The organism is Bradyrhizobium sp. RP6 (genome assembly GCF_003837805.1).
In the GTDB taxonomy this organism is placed as follows: Bacteria; Pseudomonadota; Alphaproteobacteria; order Rhizobiales; family Xanthobacteraceae; genus Bradyrhizobium.
Window position 1 is genome coordinate 101039 of the sequence record NZ_RQIT01000001.1, and the last position, 16178, is coordinate 117216.

Genomic DNA, 16178 nt, shown 5'->3' on the forward strand with positions numbered 1-16178 from the left:
TTTCAAGTGGTGCTCAAACGCGTTCAAAATGGTCCGCCAGCTTAAGGCGGCCAGCCGGGAGGAGAGTTCGATGAAGACCAGGATGCTCGCGACCCATGTCGCGCTGCCCGTTCTCGTCATTGCCGTCAGCGCGCAGGCGCAGGCTGCCGATTTCGACTGGATGAAGTTCAAGGGCAAGACCGTCACCTTTCTCGCCAACAACAATCCGGTGTCCCAGGCGCTGCTGACCTACAAGGCCGATTTCGAGAAGCTGACCGGCATGACCCTGAAGGTCGACGCCTATCAGGAACAGCAGATGCGCCAGCGTCTGGTCACGGTCATGAACGCGAACAGCGACGAGGTCGACGTCTTCATGACGCTGCCCTCGCGCGAGGGCGAGCAGTTCGCCGCTGCAGGGTGGTATGGCGATCTCACCGCGATGGCCAAGAACGAGGTCGCCAAGGACTATGATCCGAGCGGACTGAGCCAGGCCTTGCTCAAGGCCGCGACCTTCGGCGGCAAGCTGACCAGCATGCCGATGAACATCGAGGGCCCGATCTTCTACTACCGCACCGATATTTTCAAGAAGTGCGGCCTCGAAGCACCCAAGACTATCAAGGACGTCGAAGTCGCCGCCGAGAAGATCAAGACCTGCGACAGCGCGGTGACGCCGTTCGTCTCGCGCGGCCTCAAGCCCGCGGTGGCCTATACGTTCAGCAACATGCTGCACAATTTCGGCGGCGCGTACATCGCCAATGGCAAGTCGAATCTCTGCTCGGCCAAGGGCAAGGAAGCGCTCGACACCTATAGCCGGCTGCTGCGCGACTTCGGCCCGCCCGGCGTCGTCAATTACAGCTTCCAGCAGATTTCGGCGCTATATCGCAGCGGCCGTGCCGCCATGGCCTTCGAATCCTCCAACGAGCTGCGCACCGTGATGGACGGCGGTGCGCGGCTGAAGGATACCGGCCTGCTGCCGTTCCCGGCGGGTGAGGCCGGTCAGGTGCCGACCACGATCGGCTGGGGCATGGCGGTGTCCTCGCACAGCAAGCAGCCCGAGGCGGCGTGGTATTTCGTGCAGTGGGCGACGAGTCCCGAGGTGCAGAAGAAGATGGCGCTCCAGGGCATTGCCCCGCCGCGCCCATCGGTGGCGAAAGACGCGGAGTACCGCAAGTGGATCGACGAGGAGCCGGTCCGCAAGGAATGGCAAGCCGCGCTCGACGTGCTCGCCACCAAGGGGTCCTCCGAGGTCGGTTATCCCATCGTCGCCAATCCGGAATCGCGGGAATTCATCGGCCAGGCGGTGCAGGACCTCATCCTGAAGCAGAAGCCGATCGATCAGGCCTGCGCCGACGCCGACAAGGCGCTCGATGCGTTGATCGCCCAGAAGTAACGGCCTCACGCCGGCAGGCTTGCGGCCTGCCGGCTCTTCACTCCCAGGGACAAGGACGCATGTCGGACGCGGCTGCGACACTCACGCAGGACCGGCAGAAGCTGGAGATGGCGGCGCTTTCGGCGCCGGCCGTGCTGTTCACGGTCGCGATGATCGCGTTTCCAGTCGTCTATACGATCTGGCTCGGCTTCCAGACGTTCACCTCGACGGGCAAGCAGTCGTTCGCAGGCCTCGCCAATTATTCCAAGCTGATCTCCGACGTCGAGTTCTGGCACGGGCTGTGGATCACGATCGCGCTGTTCGTACTGTCGCTCGTGCTGCAGCTCGTGTTCGGCGTCTGGCTCGCGCTGGTGCTGTTCCATGCCAAGCGGCTGCCGGGCATCGTGCGCTCGCTGTTCATTTCGCCCTTCATGATGCCGCCCGTCGTGGCCGGCATGATGTGGCTGGTGATCCTCGACCCTTCGCTGGGCGCGGCCAACTACATCCTGCAATCGTGCGGCCTGCCGCCCTCGGACTGGCTGGCCTCGCCGACATGGGTGATTCCGACCGTGGCGCTGATCGATAGCTGGCAGTGGACGCCTTACGTCGCACTGATCGTGCTTGGCGGCCTGCAGTCGCTGCCGCCGAGCGTCTACGAAGCCGCGCAGATCGATGGTGCATCGGCGTTCAAGACCTTCCAGCGCATCACATTGCCCTTGCTGCTGCCGACCATCGTCACCGCGGCGATCCTGCGCAGCGTCGATCTCCTGCGCTTCTTCGACATCATCTATATCACCACCCAGGGCGGCCCCGGCAACGCCTCGAACACGCTCAACATCTACGGCTTCCGGGTTGGGTTCGAGTTCTTCAACATCGGTTATGCGAGCGCGCTGATGCTGACGCTGACGGCGATCGTGTTCGGCGCCGTGCTCGCCTTCAACCGCCTGCGCGGCGCGGTGGCGTGGTGATCTCATGAGCGATGCCGCCAACACCGATCGCTGGATCCGCTGGCTCAACACGCTGCAGCTCGTGCTCGCCGGCGTGCTCATCATGGCGCCGACGGTGTGGATGGTGTTGTCGTCGTTCAAGCCGTCCTTCGAGGTCACCGCCTATCCGCCGACTTTGATCTTCTCGCCGACGCTCGAGAACTATGTCGAGCTGACCAGGACCACGCCGTTCCTGAGCTACGCGCTCAACAGCCTCATCGTCACCGTCGGCTCGACCGCGCTCGGGCTTCTGTTCGGAATTCCCGCCGCGTTCGCCGTTTCCTGGACGAGGATCACGTGGCCGGCGATCCTGACGCTCGCCGCGCGCATGGCGCCGGGCACGCTGTTCCTGCTGCCGTGGTACGTCATGTTCCGGCAGATCGGCATGATCGGCTCCTACACCGCGCTGATCCTCAGCCACGCCGTAATCACGTTGCCGATCGTGATCTGGGTGCTGTTGCCGTCGTTCGACGCCATTCCGCGCAGTGTCTTCGAGGCCGCGCAGGTCGATGGGTGCAGCGTCACGCGGATCCTCTGGCGCATCGCGATGCCGCTGGTCGCGTCCGGGATCGCGGTCTCGGCGATCCTCGCCTTCGTGTTTTCGTGGAACTACTTCCTGTTTGCGCTGGTGCTCTCCAACGGCGACACCAAGACGCTGATCGCGGCGGCCTTCAACTTCATAGGCGAAGGCTCGACGCAATGGGGCGCTCTTATGGCCGCGGCGACGCTGATCGCATTGCCGCCGCTAGTGCTGGCGGCCCTGGTTCAGCGCTGGCTGGTGTCCGGACTGACGCTCGGCGCGGTGAAAGGCTGATCCGATGAACGTATTCTCCCGTCCAAATTCGATCATGCAGGCCGCGGTCTTCCACGGCAACGACCGCATCACCATCGAGCGCGTGGCGATTCCCGAGACTGGCACCGGCGAGGTGCTGGTGCGCGTCTCGCGCACCGCTCTGTGCGGTTCGGACTTCAAGCTCTGGCACAAGGGCGCCGAGTTTACCGCCGGCCACGAAATCTTCGGTGTCGTCGAACAGCCCGGTCACAGGCTGCACGGTCGCCGCTGCGCCGTCTACATCCCCCTGCATTGCGACCGCTGCGCGGCATGTAAGCGCGGCGACACCCAGATGTGCCTGGAAGTCTCCAGCTTGATCGGCTGGAACAGGCCGGGCGGCTATGCCGAATATGTGCCGGTGCCGGAAAACTGCCTGCTGCCGGTGCCCGATGATATCGAGGACAGTCTCGCGCCGCTGCTGCTCGACACCATCGGCACCTCGGGCCACGCCGTGCGCTTCGTCAGTCGCGTCGTCCCCCCACGCGAATCCGGCCCGGTGCTCGTGATGGGGGCAGGGCCCGTCGGTCTCGGTGTCGTGCTGGCGCTCCGCGCGCTCGGCTATGACGACGTCCATGTCGCCGATCCCAATGCGGCGCGGCTCGAAATCGCGCAATCCTTGGGCGCGAAGGCCCACCCCGTCGGCGATACCTCGAAGCGCTTCGGGCTGATCATGGAATGCTCCGGCGCCCATGTGGCGCGCAATCTCGGTATCGAGCTCGTGCTGCCGCGCGGCGCCTTGGTGCTGGTCGGCGAGAATGCCGCGCCCTGGACCATCGAGGAAGGCAAGGTCTTCCGCCGCAAGGACTTCTACATGATCCGGACCTTCTACTTCCCGGTCTCGGATTTCGAGCCGAATGTCGAGCTGCTGCGCAAGTACAAGGACGAATACCGCGTCCTCGTCGACGGCGAATTCGGCCTGGCGGCTCTCCCTGATAATTTCGCCCGTTTCGCCAAGGGCGAGCTGATCAAGCCCGTGCTGGCGCTGGACTGAGCGATCATGGCCTCGATCTCAATCCGCAATCTCACTAAGCGCTATGGCAATTTCACCGTGATCCCCGATCTCAATCTCGAGATCGCGGACCATGAATTCGTCGTCTTCGTCGGTCCGTCCGGCTGCGGCAAGTCGACCTTGCTGCGCATCATCGCCGGCCTCGAGCCGATCTCGTCGGGAGACCTCTACATCGGCGACAAGCGCGTCAATGGCGTGCAGGCCGCGCAACGTGACATCGCCATGGTGTTCCAGGACTACGCGCTCTATCCGCACATGAAGGTCTACGACAACATGTCATTTGCGCTGGAATTGCGGGGCACGCCGAAGGCCGAGATCGACGCCCGGGTGAAGCGCGCCGCCGCGCTGCTGCACATCGAGGCCTATCTCGATCGCAAGCCGAAGGAGCTCTCCGGCGGCCAGCGCCAGCGCGTCGCCATGGGCCGCGCCATCGTGCGCAATCCCAAGGCCTTTTTGTTCGACGAGCCGCTGTCCAACTTGGACGCGAAGCTGCGCGGACAGGTTCGCGCCGAGATCAAGGCGCTGTCGCAGGAGCTGAAGACCACCATGGTCTTCGTCACCCACGACCAGATCGAGGCCATGACCATGGCCGACCGGATCGTGGTGCTCCAGAGCGGCACGATCCAGCAATACGACACTCCGGAGACGGTCTACGAACGGCCTGCCAACCAGTTCGTCGCCGGCTTCATCGGTTCGCCTGCCATGAACTTCTTTCCGGTCGAATGGCGCCAGAAGCGTGCCGTCCTCTCGCAAGGTGGAACGGTGGTGCCGCTGGACGGCGAGCCCGCAACCCGCCTGAGCAAGGCCGGCAATGCCGTGCTGGGCATTCGTCCCGAACATTTTGCCGTCGCGACCGATGCCGCCGATGGCATCGCGATCAGCGTCAGGCTGGTCGAGCCGCTCGGTTCGGACACGCTGATCCATTTCGATCTCGCCGGCGTCTCGGCCATCGCGCGGGTCGATCCGTCGCTCCGGCCGAAGGTCGGCGATCGCATCAATCTGCGTCCGCAGCCCGGCAAGACGCATCTGTTCGATGCCGCCAACGGACAGGTGTTGCGGTGAGCGCGCCGGTCAACATTGCCGATCTCTCGGCACTGGCGGATGTCGCATCCAGGGCGAAGCCTGTGCAGGTGATCTGCCTGGGACTGTCCGCGCTCGACCAGGTCTGGCGGGTCGATCGGCCGTTCGCGGGTGGAAGCGAGAAGATCAAGGCTGTCGAGTACGGCACGCTCGGCGGTGGCATGGCGGCCAATGCGAGTGTGGCGGTGGCCAAGCTTGGCGCGTCGGTCGCATTCTGGGGGCGGGCCGGGAATGACGCCGCCGGCCATGAGATGAAGTCGGCCTTCACCGCCGCAGGCGTCGATGTCGAGAACTTCCGGCTGTTTGCCGAGGGCCGCTCGTCCGTCTCCGGGATCATCGTCGATAGCAGTGGCGAACGGCAGATCGTCAACTTCCGCGGCCTCTATCCCGAAGGCGCGGATTGGCTTCCGCTCAAAACCGTCGCGCGCGCGTCCTCCGTGCTGGCCGATCCACGCTGGGTCGAGGGTGCCGCAACGCTGTTCCGCGAAGCGCGGGCGCAGGGCATTGCGACGGTGCTCGATGGCGACATGGCCGACGCCGAGGTGTTCGAGCGGCTGCTGCCGTTGACCGACCACGCGATCTTTTCCGAGCCCGCGCTCACCGCCTTTGCCGGTTCGGCCAAGGATGAATCTCTCGCAGCGCTCGCGCGCTTCGGCTGCCGCGTCATCGCGGTGACGCGCGGCGAGGGCGGTGTGAGCTGGTATGAGAACCGCGAGCTGCATCGGCAGGCCGCCTATGCCGTCGACGTCGTCGACACCACGGGCGCGGGCGACGTCTTCCACGGTGCCTATGCGCTGGCGATCGGCGCCGGTCTCGACGTGCGCGCCGCCATGGCGTTTTCGGCGGCCACGGCCGCCATGAAATGCCGCCACGCCGGCGGCCGCAATGGAATCCCCACCATCAACGAGTGTCTTGTATTCATGAGGACGAAGCCATGAGAACGATTGGAAAGAACCGCGGCCTGGCACGGCTTGCTGACGCGGATGGCCACTTTCGCATGGTCGCGCTGGACCAGCGGCCGCCCTTGTTCGATGCCATCGCCAAAGCGAAAGGCATCACGTGGGACCAGGTCGAATATTCCGATGTGACGGCGGCGAAGCGCCTCCTGGTCGAGAATCTCGCGCCGCATTGCAGCTCGATGCTGTTCGATCCGAACTTTGCGGTGCCCGCCGCAATCGATCTGCTGCCGCCACGGTGCGGCCTGATCATGACGCTGGAAGAGCACCGCGTCGAGGAGACCGCGGGTGGCCGCAAGTCGCGTGCGATCAGCAACTGGAGCGTGGACAAGATCCGCGCCATGGGCGGCGATGCCGTCAAGGTGCTGGCCTGGTACCGGCCGGACGCCGATGCCGCGGTGAACGAGCACCAGAAGAAATTCGTGCGCGAGATCGGCGAGGACTGTGCCCGCCACGACATTCCCTACGTCCTCGAACTGCTGGTCTATCCGTTCCTCGGCAGCGTCAACCACACTGCCGACTACGTGGAATCGCCCGGCAAGCTGCCCGCCCTCGTGATCGACAGCGTGCGCGAATTCGCCAAGCCGGAGTATGGCGTCGACCTCCTCAAGCTGGAAAGCCCTCTCGCGGCCAACAGCTTGCCGGCCCGCGATGGCAGCGCGGAAGCCGAGGCTGCGCAGAGGGAATTCGATGCGATCGGCGCCATCTGCCGCGAACGTAGCATTCCATGGGTGCTGCTGTCGGGCGGCGCCACGCCGGAGAGGTTTGAACGCGTCCTCGAGTACTCCTACGCCGCAGGCGCAAGCGGTTTTCTCGCCGGGCGCACCATCTGGCTGGACGCCGTCCTGAACAATTTCCCGGACCGCGCGGCAGTGTCGGCGAGCCTGCGCAAGGATGGCCTCGGCGTGCTGGAGCACCTCAACAGGCTGACCACCGCCAAGGGCACGCCGTGGAAGGCGCGCTTTCCGGTGTTTACCGACATCAAGCAGGAAGGTGACTTCGCGCGTTCCTACTAAGATGATGGCGGCTCCACTTCGGTTGCGGACGAGATTGCCGGGCCCGAGATACAGGCGCCCCACCGAACTTCTGGCCGCGCTAGCGCTCGGCTCGATCTCGGCAGGGTCGTTAGGAGGCAATGGGTGGAATTTGCGGCCATCCGCAAAACCTGATCTCGCAGGCCATCGAACCACCGGACGAGTGCGCTCCTAATCTCTGACGGCATTTCAATATCCGCCCTACTCGGGCGCTGACGCAGTCTTGACGATGCCGGGAGCGCAGATCACTCGATTGACTTCGACAGGTGGGAAAATCTGCGAAAGCGCAATCGGCTCAAATTGTTCTGTGAATTCAAGAGCACAAGGCTGGAGGCATTTGTCCGTCAGCCCTGAAAAATCTGCTTGCAAATCAACGACGAAATGTCGTTCCAACTAATAGAGTGGGAATCATCTCGCGCAGGTGATGCCGCCGGATAGTTCGTCTCAAGGCAATAGGTTCCGAGCGAGGCATCTTCGATCTCCTTCTGCCTCCGTGGAGTTGAAGTCGACCAGAGAGGAATGGCAGGCATTGAGAAAGCGCTGCACTATCCAATCATGGCGTTCGGTAAGAACTCAACAGAAGATAAGGAAAACATAAGGCGTGCTGGGACAGTTGAGGGAGGCGAAAAACTCCGAAGGTCTAGTGAGATCGGAGTAGAGGATAACTCTCACTTTTCCTTGACGTTCTCACCCCCGGCCAAAGTAGAGCTTTGCCGATAAGGGATAATGATCGGTCGACGCTCGTTGCGTTGGTTTACAATGCCTGGACCTACCTGACGCTTGCTCATGATGGATTGGAGCGAGAGTTCAAAAACAACTTCGTCGCCCTCACTCATCGCCGCATAAGAATCGTTAGCGGCCCAGCGGTTTTACGAGCTGTGTCTGCGTGAGTCCCGGTGCTTTCGCCAGCCCTCATTGAGTGCATTCTGCTCAAGAGAATCCGATCCAACCAGCCCTTGCGGATGCCAGTCTTAGGTCTCGCTGCGGTCGGTCGGAGGCAGCCGCTGGCCTGGCTTGAACGCCGCCTTCACGCGCTCGCGCATGCGTTGGAAGGTGGCGTAGAGCATTGGCACCAGGAATATCCCGATCGAGCTTGCTGCGAGCATACCGGCGAAGACAGCGGTGCCCACTGCTCTGCGGCTGAGCGCGGCAGCTCCGGTTGCAAAGACCAGCGGCAGAAGGCCGAGGATGAACGCAAGTGACGTCATCATGACCGCACGAAAGCGCATATGGGCTGCCTGAACCGCGGCTTCGCCAATCGCCACTCCGCTCTCGCGCTGATCCTTGGCAAACTCCACAATCAGGATGCCATTCTTGGCGGCAAGAGCGATCAGCACCACGAGCCCGATCTGGCCATAAAGATCGAGATTGAGGCGCGCAATCATGATGCCGAGATAGGATCCGAGCACACCGACGACCACTGACAGCAGCACCGGGATCGGGATCACCGTGCTCTCGTAAAGTGCGACCAGGAACAGATAGGCGAACAACACGGCCAGCGCGAGCACGATTCCGGTCTGACCTGCCGCTCCCTGCTCCTGAAAGGCGGTGCCGGTCCAGGCGAAGTCGTAGCCGGACGGCAGCACGGCGTCGGAGATCTGCGCCATCGCGGACAGTGCGGTGCCCGAGGAGGTCCCCGGCGCAGGGCTGCCGTTCACCGTCACGGAACGATGATTGTTGTAGCGGGTGATGACTTGCGGCCCGGTCACGACCCGGATGTCGGCCAGCGCCCGCATAGGCACCATCTCGCCGCTGTTGTTGCGCACGTAGATCCGCCAGATATCCGAGACGTCGGCGCGATCGGATGCCTCGCCCTGAACGTTGACCTGCCAGGTGCGTCCGAACAGGTTGAAGTTGTTGACGTAGACGCCGCCGAGCGTCGCCTGCAGCGCAGTGAAGATGTCATTGACTCCGACGCGCAGCGCTTGGGCCTTGCGGCGGTCGACGTCGAGATGGAGCGACGGGTTGGTCGCGGTGAAAGTCGAGAACACGCGCGTGAGCCGCGGATCGGCGTTGGCGGCGCCGATCAGAGCGTTGCTCACGCTGGAGATCGCGGCTGGGCTCTGTCCTTCCAGAGCTTGAAGCTGGTACTCGAATCCCCCGCCGGTGGAGAGGCCGATGATCGGCGGCAGGTTGAACGGCAACACATTGGCCTGTCGCACCTGTGCACCGGCTGCGAACGTCCTGGCGATCTGCGCCTGCGCCGAGTCCGCGGCCGCCGTCCGGTCGGAAAACGGCTTAAGCCGTGCCACCACCAGTGCACTGTTCGGTTCGGAAACACCGTCGAGCAGGGAGAAGCCGATCACCGCGAGCACGTGATCCACGGCCGGCATTTGCTTCAAGGCGTCCTCGACCTGGCGGGTAACCTGGCTGGTGCGCGCGACCGCCGCGCCGTCCGGGAGCTGCACCGAGGTGAACAAGGCGCCCTGGTCCTCCTCTGGCAGGAAACCGGTCGGGGTTAGCAGCGAGACACCGAAGATGCCGGCGGCGAAGACGGCAACCAGCAGCAACGAGAGGGCGGCCCGGCGCACGAGGTAGCGGACGCTGTTGCCGTAGCGTTCGCGCAACCAGTCGATGCCGCCGAGTACACGGCCGATGATGCCGCGGGGCGGTCTGTCATGGCGCATCAGCAGCGCGCACAGTGCAGGGGATAGCGTCAGGGCGTTCAGCGCCGAAATCAACATTGCGGCGCTGATCGTCACGGCGAACTGGCGGAACAACGTTCCCGAAATGCCGGGAATGAACGCGATCGGCACGAAGACGGAGAGCAGCACCAGCGTGATCGCGATGATCGGCGCGGTGATCTGGGTCATGGCCTTCTTGGTGGCCCCGGCCGGACCAAGGCCAGGTTCCTCCGCCATGACGCGCTCGACATTCTCCACCACGACGATGGCATCGTCGACGACGATGCCGATGGCAAGAACCATTGCGAGCAGCGATACCGTGTTGGCCGAATAGCCGAACCCGAGCAGAACGGCGAATGTACCGATCAGGCTCACCGGGACGGCGACGGCCGGGATCACCGTCGCGCGGAGGCTACCGAGGAAGAGATAGACGACCAGTATCACGAGGACGAAGGCTTCGCCCAACGTCCGCAGGACCTCGCCGATCGTCTCCCGAACGAAGCTCGTGGAATCGTATTGCACGAGGTAGCTCAGCCCCGGCGGAAATCGCGTCGACAGTCGCTGCATCGTGTCCGCCACCGCCCGCGCCGTCGTCACCGCGTTGGCCCCTGGTGCAAGATAGACCGCGATCGGAACGGCGGCGCGCCCATCGATCCGCGCCTCACTGTCGAGGTTTTGCGCCCCCATCTCGACGCGCGCGACATCCTTCACCAGCAGCGAGGATCCATCGGGATTGGCACGCAGCACGATAGCGGCGAATTGATCGGCGCTGGCGAGACGGCCGAGGGTCTGCACGTTCAATTGGAACTGCTGGTCGTCGCTGATCGGCCTCGCGCCGATCCGGCCGAGCGCGGCCTGGACGCTCTGCATACGGATCGCGGCGATCACGTCCGACGGGGTCAGCCCGAGGCTGGTGAGCCGCTGCGAATCGAACCAGATACGCATGGAGTAGTTCATCTTCGCGAACAGGTTGGCCTGGCCGACGCCCGGCGTGCTGGCGATTGCGTCCAGGACGTTAATGATGGCGTAATTGGTAATGAAGAGGGGATCTTGCTGACCGTCGGCGCTGTAGAGCACGAGGAACTGCAGGATCGACGAGGATCGCTTCTGGACCCTCACGCCTTGCTGCTGCACTTCCGTCGGCAACTGGGACAGGGCGCTCTGCACACGGTTGTTGACGTTGACCGTATTGATGTCGGCATTCGTGCCGTGCGCGAATGAAATGGTGAGCGCGTAGCTGCCGTCGTTACCACTTGTCGATTTCTTGTAGAGCGCGCGGTCGACGCCGATCACCTGCGCCTCGAGCGGCTGGGCGACGCTGCTTTCCACGACTTCGGCGGATGCCCCCGGAAAGGTCGCGGCCACTGTGACCTGCGGAGGCACGATATCCGGAAATTGTGCCACCGGGATCTGCGTGAGCGCCAAGGCGCCGGCGATGGTGATCACGATTGCGATCACCATCGCAAGACGCGGGCGGTCGACGAAGACACCCGATATCATGGGGTGCCGCCCGCCGCGGGAGGCCGGGCCGGAGTGCCGTGGCCGCTCGGCGGCGCCGCGCCGTTCATGCTCGACAAGAGGAGCGCGCTCGCCGTATCGGGCGCGACCGTTTGGCCCGCGCGGATTCGTTGCAGCCCTTCGGCGATCACCTTGTCGCCGGCTGCGAGCCCGCCGATGACGGCGGCAATTGTCGCCGTCGATTGTCCGAGCTGAATGCGCCGCTGCTCGGCCTTGTTGTCCCGACCGACCACGAGAACGTAGTCGCCGCGCTGGTCGGACAACACCGCCGCGCGAGGGATTGCCAGGACTTCGATCGGGTGGATGCTCTCGAGCAGTACGGTGACGAACTCGCCATCGGTCAATTCGTGCGCGGTCACGCCTGCGGAAGACGCGGCGCGCAAAACCGGGTTGGCGAGTTCGCCGCGAACCGTGATCGTGTCGGTATTCTGGGCGATGCTATTGTCGACGAAGTTCAGCTTGCCGGACTGGCCGTACATACGGCCATCGGGTAGCCGCAGCCTGATTGTCACCGCCTCGAGCCCGCCTTGCGGGCTGTACCGCTCGCGCAATTCGAGGCCTTGTCGCAGCGGCACCGGGAACGTGACGTGCATCGGGTCCTGGCTGACGATCGTAGTCAGCACGCCGGAGGAGGGCCCGACGATGTTGCCTTCGGTCACCGCCGTGCGACCGACCTTGCCGTCGATCGGCGCGTTGATGACGGTGTAGTCGAGATTGATCTGCGAGGCCTGGACCTGCGCCTGCGCGGCCTGAACCTGGGCCTGCAGGCTACGCTGGTTGGCGAGCGCGGTGTCATAGGTCGATTGCTGCCCGGCCGGACCGCCGAGAAGGGTGCGCGCGCGCTCCGTCGTGAGCCTGGCGTTTTCCAGCATTGCTTCAAGCTGCGCAACTTGAGCCTGCCTGGCCGCCAGATCGGCCTCGAATGGGCCGCGCTCCAGCCGATACAGCGGATCGCCCTTCCTGATTTCGGCTCCCTCGCTGAACAGCCGTTGCTCCAGAAAGGCTGTGACACGGGCGGTCACGTTGACCCGGTTGATCGCCTCGATCCGGCCGACGAACTCGCTGGTCTGGGTCATCGGCCGGCGCGTTGCCTCCACGACACCGACAGCAGGCGTGGAAGGCGCCGGCTGCGTCCGGACGGCTCCACCAATCGAGACGGTCACCAATCCTGCCGCCAGCAATCTGATCGCGACGTCAGCAAGGTTCATGGTCGTCCGTGCTCCAGAGCTCCGAACCGCCGAAGTCACTTCATTCGGGGGCCGGCGGACTGCGTTACTCCCGCTGCGTCCTGTTGCTGCGGGCCGGCTCGTCGTAGCCTTTGCGATGGCTATAGAACATCAGTGCGATGAGGCCGCAGCCTAGGATGAGGATCAGAACCACGGCTCCGGTCAGGATGACGTTTCCATAGAGTGGCATCGGCGTCGATCGCCAGATCGACACGCAAAACCAGCTCGCCGCGGCCATCAGACCGGCCAGCAAGACGGCAGGCGCCCATTGGTTCCTGTCGCGCATCCTTACCTCCATGAGCTTCGCAAGGCCTCGGCAAGACGGCCTACACCCAACGCCATCCGCAGCGGCGTCGGCCGCGATGCCACCAGCAGACCCAACGCCGGTGCCGGCGTCGGCGCACCGGACGGCCCCAGCCGGGATGCGGGGGTGGTCCCCACTGCGCCTGCATCAGGTCCGATGACTTGATGGCGCGTCGGGGATCTGGATCGACCGGCATCGCCTCAGCTACACCGATCAAGCGGACCCCGGCGGCACCGACCGCGGCGGCGGCGATGGCATTGGTTGCAAAGCCCAGAAGGGCACGGCGGCTGGCAGCAGCATCCATGTGTTGTCCTCCTATGTCACGCGGTCGATCGCAGCGATTGCAGGGCGTAGAGCAGCCAGGCGAGGCCATGTGAGATCAGGTCCACACCGAGCAGGAAGCCGAGAGCCCAGACGCTGATGTTAGGGAAGCTGAACAGGATGAGCACGCCTGCGATCATGGCGAATACGCCGGAGATCAGCATCATCCAGCCGTTCTGCCGCCAATAGGCGAAACTCAGCACGCATCGAACGGCGCCGGATGCGAGCAGCATCGCGCCCAGGAGATAAGTGAGGATCAGCGCGCCTGAGGCGGGCTGGGTGAGCAGGATTAAGCCGAAGGCAAGGTAGAGCGCACCGAGGACGATCCTCCACGCGAAACTGCCCCAGCCCTTCGTCCAGAACGCATGCGCGATCTCGAAAGCGCCGGCAGCGAGTGCGGTGATCCCGATGAACTTGACACTGATGACGGTGGCGAAGGCGAGATCGCCGAGGGCGGCGAACCCGGCGGCGATCAGCACGATGCCGAGGAGGGCACAAGCCCACAGCGGCGGAGCTCCCAGCGCGTTGAAATCGTCGCGGCTGTCGTAAACTGTCATGCGAACCTCCTGGCTGGTCACGCCCCGATCGACACGCCTTCGATCGTAGCGTTGAACCAGCAAGTCCAACATCGGACGAAACCCGTAGCTGTGGGGCGGGAATATTCTCATTCCAACTTGTTGCTAGCTTTCCTGCCGGGAGGCACCTCATCGCGGGCCGCGCGGCCCCAGTGTCAGATGGCTCACGCCGGCCGCGAGATTGAGCCCGATAGAGCGTTCGATCGAGATCGGCTGCAGCATGATGCTCCTGCGCGAGCCGCCGATCAGGACGTTGGCGCCGAGGCCGGGGCCAAAGGCGAAATTGCCGCTCGCGCCGACATAGCTGCCGCGCAATGTGCCGGCACCAAGGCGCGACGTCCTGGCGAACACGGCCCAGGATAGCGTGCCGGCGCTGGTCACGCCGAGGTCGAGGCCGACACGCCTGATTCGTCCCTCGTAAGTGTATTGGCGCGGCGGCCGTAGCCCATCGAATACGCAGCGCAGAGCCTGTGTCGAGCCAAGCACCAGTCCGACGCGCGGCTCCGAGAAGCACAACAGTCTGCCGACCCTAAATCTCTCTGCGCTTGCGAATGATGGGATGGCCAACAGGACAGCGACGACGCTGATGGCTGCGAGATATTGCGACTGTCGCATTCAAGCCTCTGCCTGGTGTTTTGATTCAGGTGGGGCGCGCGATGGCTTGCCGTCCTGGCGCAGCCAGAATGAGATGGCCAGCCCGATCAGCAGCACGGCGCCGAGCAGGAAGAAGAAGATGGATTGCTTCAGCCACGAGATCGCCGGGACGGCTGCGCCCATTGCAAGGCCGAGAAAGGCGATCTGCAACGACAACAGGCTGATCCCCGCGAGGAACGTGCCGAGCGCAAGCAGGGTCAGCAGGACGAGACCGCTTGCCGGCGTCGGGAGCAGTTGCTGAACTCCTGAGACCAGCATGATGTTCATCGTGATCAGGACTGCGATCCAGTGCAGCGCCTGGGTCCAGATCAGGCGAATCTGGCCCTCCCGGCCCTCGGTCTCCGGCCATTTGGTGACGACGCAGACCGCGCCGATCGCCAGCGCCAGGAATTCCCAATACCCGACCAGCGGCTGGTGCGAGACGTTGGTGTAGGCAACACCTGCGATGGCGAGCAGGAGCGCGACGACATAGGGAAGCTGCTGCCAGAGAAGGCGCGCCATTCCGGAACGCGCTTGTCGAGGTACATGGTCGTTGTGCTGCTGTGTATCGATCTCGCTCATGGCTGCTCGCCCCCGACTAGCTGATCGGTCATTGCCGCTGCCATCCGATCGCCGAGATAGTCCTCGATATAGAACCTGACGACCGCCACCCGCGCGACTGCGACGAGCGGCATCGCGAGCGCAATCCCCATGACGCCGAACAAGGCCCCGAGCAGGACGATCGCAACCAAAGTCCAGGCCGGCGGGGTTTCGACCGCATGGCGCTGAATCAGAGGTCCGATGACGTACCCCTCGATCGACTGGATGATGGTGTAGACAACGACCGCCCAGATCAGCAGCGACGCCCCGAGCGGCGTCGCAACGAGCGCGATCGGTAATGCTGCGACGATCGGCCCAAGATAGGGAATGAAGTTCGATAGTCCCGCCTGAAGTCCGAGAACGAATGGGCCTGGAAGGCCGATGAGATAGAGCGCAAGCCAGACGCAGAGCGTCATCAAGATGATGCGGATCAACTGGCCGACGAACCACAATCGCATCACGCTACCCATCTCGTCCATCACATCACGCGTGCGGGCGCGGTAGGATTGCCTGACGAGCACGACCAGGCTCTCGCGGTAGCTGACGGGATTGAAGGCGAAGAGAATGCCGAGGAACAGGATCACGAGCACGGCGGTCAGAAGGCTCGAGGCGCCGCCGAGCAGGAACTGTGCATGGCTGAGGAATCGGCCCTGATCGGCGAACAGCCATTGTGCGAAGTCGCGCCCCCATTCCGGGCCGAGCAGGTCCACGCCATAGGACAACAGATGCTCCTGGAGGATGTCGACCTGGGCATCCATGACCTTCAGCAGCAGACGCGTCTGCTCCGGCAGTTTGCCGGTTCCCCACACCAGTCCGAAGCCGGATAGCGCCGACAGCAGCAGAAGAACGAATGTCAGGCGCCAGATGCGGTTGAGCGGCAGCACAGGTGCCAGAGCCCGGGCCGCGGCATCGAGGAAGGCCGCGAAGAGCACTCCCGCGAACACGATCAAGAGGCTGGAGACCGTTTGCCAGACCAGGAACAGGGCCACGGCTGCGGCGAGAAAGGTGAGGCCGATTGCAAGCGGGCTCCGTCGCCCTGCGTGTTCCGATTGGTCTGCCGGGCTCTCGCTCCGAAAGCTGCCGCGGACCCGCTCAGGCCCGATCCGGGCATCGCTCATTGATCGGTCCGCCG

The 16178-nt window shown here is 63.9% G+C and carries 14 protein-coding genes; 7 read left to right on the plus strand and 7 right to left on the minus strand.

Annotated elements, in window-relative coordinates; all coding sequences use genetic code 11:
- The first annotated feature begins 70 nt into the window (after window positions 1-70).
- The 7 genes from EHH60_RS00580 to EHH60_RS00610 are packed head-to-tail and all read left to right on the plus strand — an operon-like array spanning window position 71 to window position 7227.
- On the plus strand, window positions 71-1369 hold the full coding sequence (locus EHH60_RS00580; RefSeq protein WP_199751241.1) for an ABC transporter substrate-binding protein: 1299 nt from the start codon (window positions 71-73) through the stop codon (window positions 1367-1369).
- Between the two features lie 59 nt (window positions 1370-1428).
- Entirely contained in the window at window positions 1429-2316 is an 888-nt protein-coding gene (locus EHH60_RS00585) for a carbohydrate ABC transporter permease (protein WP_124157601.1), read from the plus strand.
- A gap of 4 nt (window positions 2317-2320) precedes the next feature.
- Complete coding sequence (locus EHH60_RS00590; RefSeq protein WP_124157602.1) at window positions 2321-3148, plus strand: carbohydrate ABC transporter permease; 828 nt, start codon at window positions 2321-2323, stop codon at window positions 3146-3148.
- A 4-nt stretch (window positions 3149-3152) separates the two neighbouring features.
- Window positions 3153-4157: a zinc-dependent alcohol dehydrogenase family protein gene (locus EHH60_RS00595; RefSeq protein WP_124157603.1), complete on the plus strand. Its 1005-nt coding sequence runs from the start codon at window positions 3153-3155 to the stop codon at window positions 4155-4157.
- 6 nt (window positions 4158-4163) lie between these two features.
- On the plus strand, window positions 4164-5237 hold the full coding sequence (locus tag EHH60_RS00600; protein ID WP_124157604.1) for an ABC transporter ATP-binding protein: 1074 nt from the start codon (window positions 4164-4166) through the stop codon (window positions 5235-5237).
- Entirely contained in the window at window positions 5234-6193 is a 960-nt protein-coding gene (locus EHH60_RS00605; RefSeq protein WP_124157605.1) for a sugar kinase, read from the plus strand. The genes EHH60_RS00600 and EHH60_RS00605 overlap by 4 nt, the downstream gene beginning before the upstream one ends.
- Complete coding sequence (locus EHH60_RS00610; RefSeq protein ID WP_124157606.1) at window positions 6190-7227, plus strand: tagatose 1,6-diphosphate aldolase; 1038 nt, start codon at window positions 6190-6192, stop codon at window positions 7225-7227. The genes EHH60_RS00605 and EHH60_RS00610 overlap by 4 nt, the downstream gene beginning before the upstream one ends.
- 989 nt (window positions 7228-8216) lie before the next feature.
- Here the strand turns inward: EHH60_RS00610 and EHH60_RS00615 are convergent.
- The 7 genes from EHH60_RS00615 to EHH60_RS00645 all read right to left on the minus strand — a co-directional run bounded on the left by EHH60_RS00615 (window position 8217) and on the right by EHH60_RS00645 (window position 16164).
- Window positions 8217-11369, minus strand: a complete 3153-nt coding sequence (locus EHH60_RS00615) for an efflux RND transporter permease subunit (RefSeq protein WP_124157607.1) — start codon at window positions 11367-11369, stop codon at window positions 8217-8219.
- Window positions 11366-12595 (minus strand): efflux RND transporter periplasmic adaptor subunit, encoded by a 1230-nt coding sequence (locus tag EHH60_RS00620; RefSeq protein ID WP_124157608.1) that lies wholly within the window; start codon window positions 12593-12595, stop codon window positions 11366-11368. The genes EHH60_RS00615 and EHH60_RS00620 overlap by 4 nt, the downstream gene beginning before the upstream one ends.
- Before the next feature lie 64 nt (window positions 12596-12659).
- Window positions 12660-12899, minus strand: coding sequence for a hypothetical protein (locus EHH60_RS00625; RefSeq protein ID WP_245454359.1), 240 nt, complete (start codon window positions 12897-12899; stop codon window positions 12660-12662).
- Between the two features lie 338 nt (window positions 12900-13237).
- Window positions 13238-13795 (minus strand): HdeD family acid-resistance protein, encoded by a 558-nt coding sequence (locus tag EHH60_RS00630; protein WP_199751242.1) that lies wholly within the window; start codon window positions 13793-13795, stop codon window positions 13238-13240.
- 147 nt (window positions 13796-13942) lie between these two features.
- Window positions 13943-14428: a DUF992 domain-containing protein gene (locus EHH60_RS00635; RefSeq protein WP_124157611.1), complete on the minus strand. Its 486-nt coding sequence runs from the start codon at window positions 14426-14428 to the stop codon at window positions 13943-13945.
- A complete protein-coding gene (locus EHH60_RS00640) occupies window positions 14429-15028 on the minus strand; it encodes a hypothetical protein (protein ID WP_124157612.1) in 600 nt (199 codons plus the stop codon).
- Window positions 15025-16164: an AI-2E family transporter gene (locus EHH60_RS00645; protein ID WP_199751243.1), complete on the minus strand. Its 1140-nt coding sequence runs from the start codon at window positions 16162-16164 to the stop codon at window positions 15025-15027. The genes EHH60_RS00640 and EHH60_RS00645 overlap by 4 nt, the downstream gene beginning before the upstream one ends.
- Between the last annotated feature and the right edge of the window lie 14 nt (window positions 16165-16178).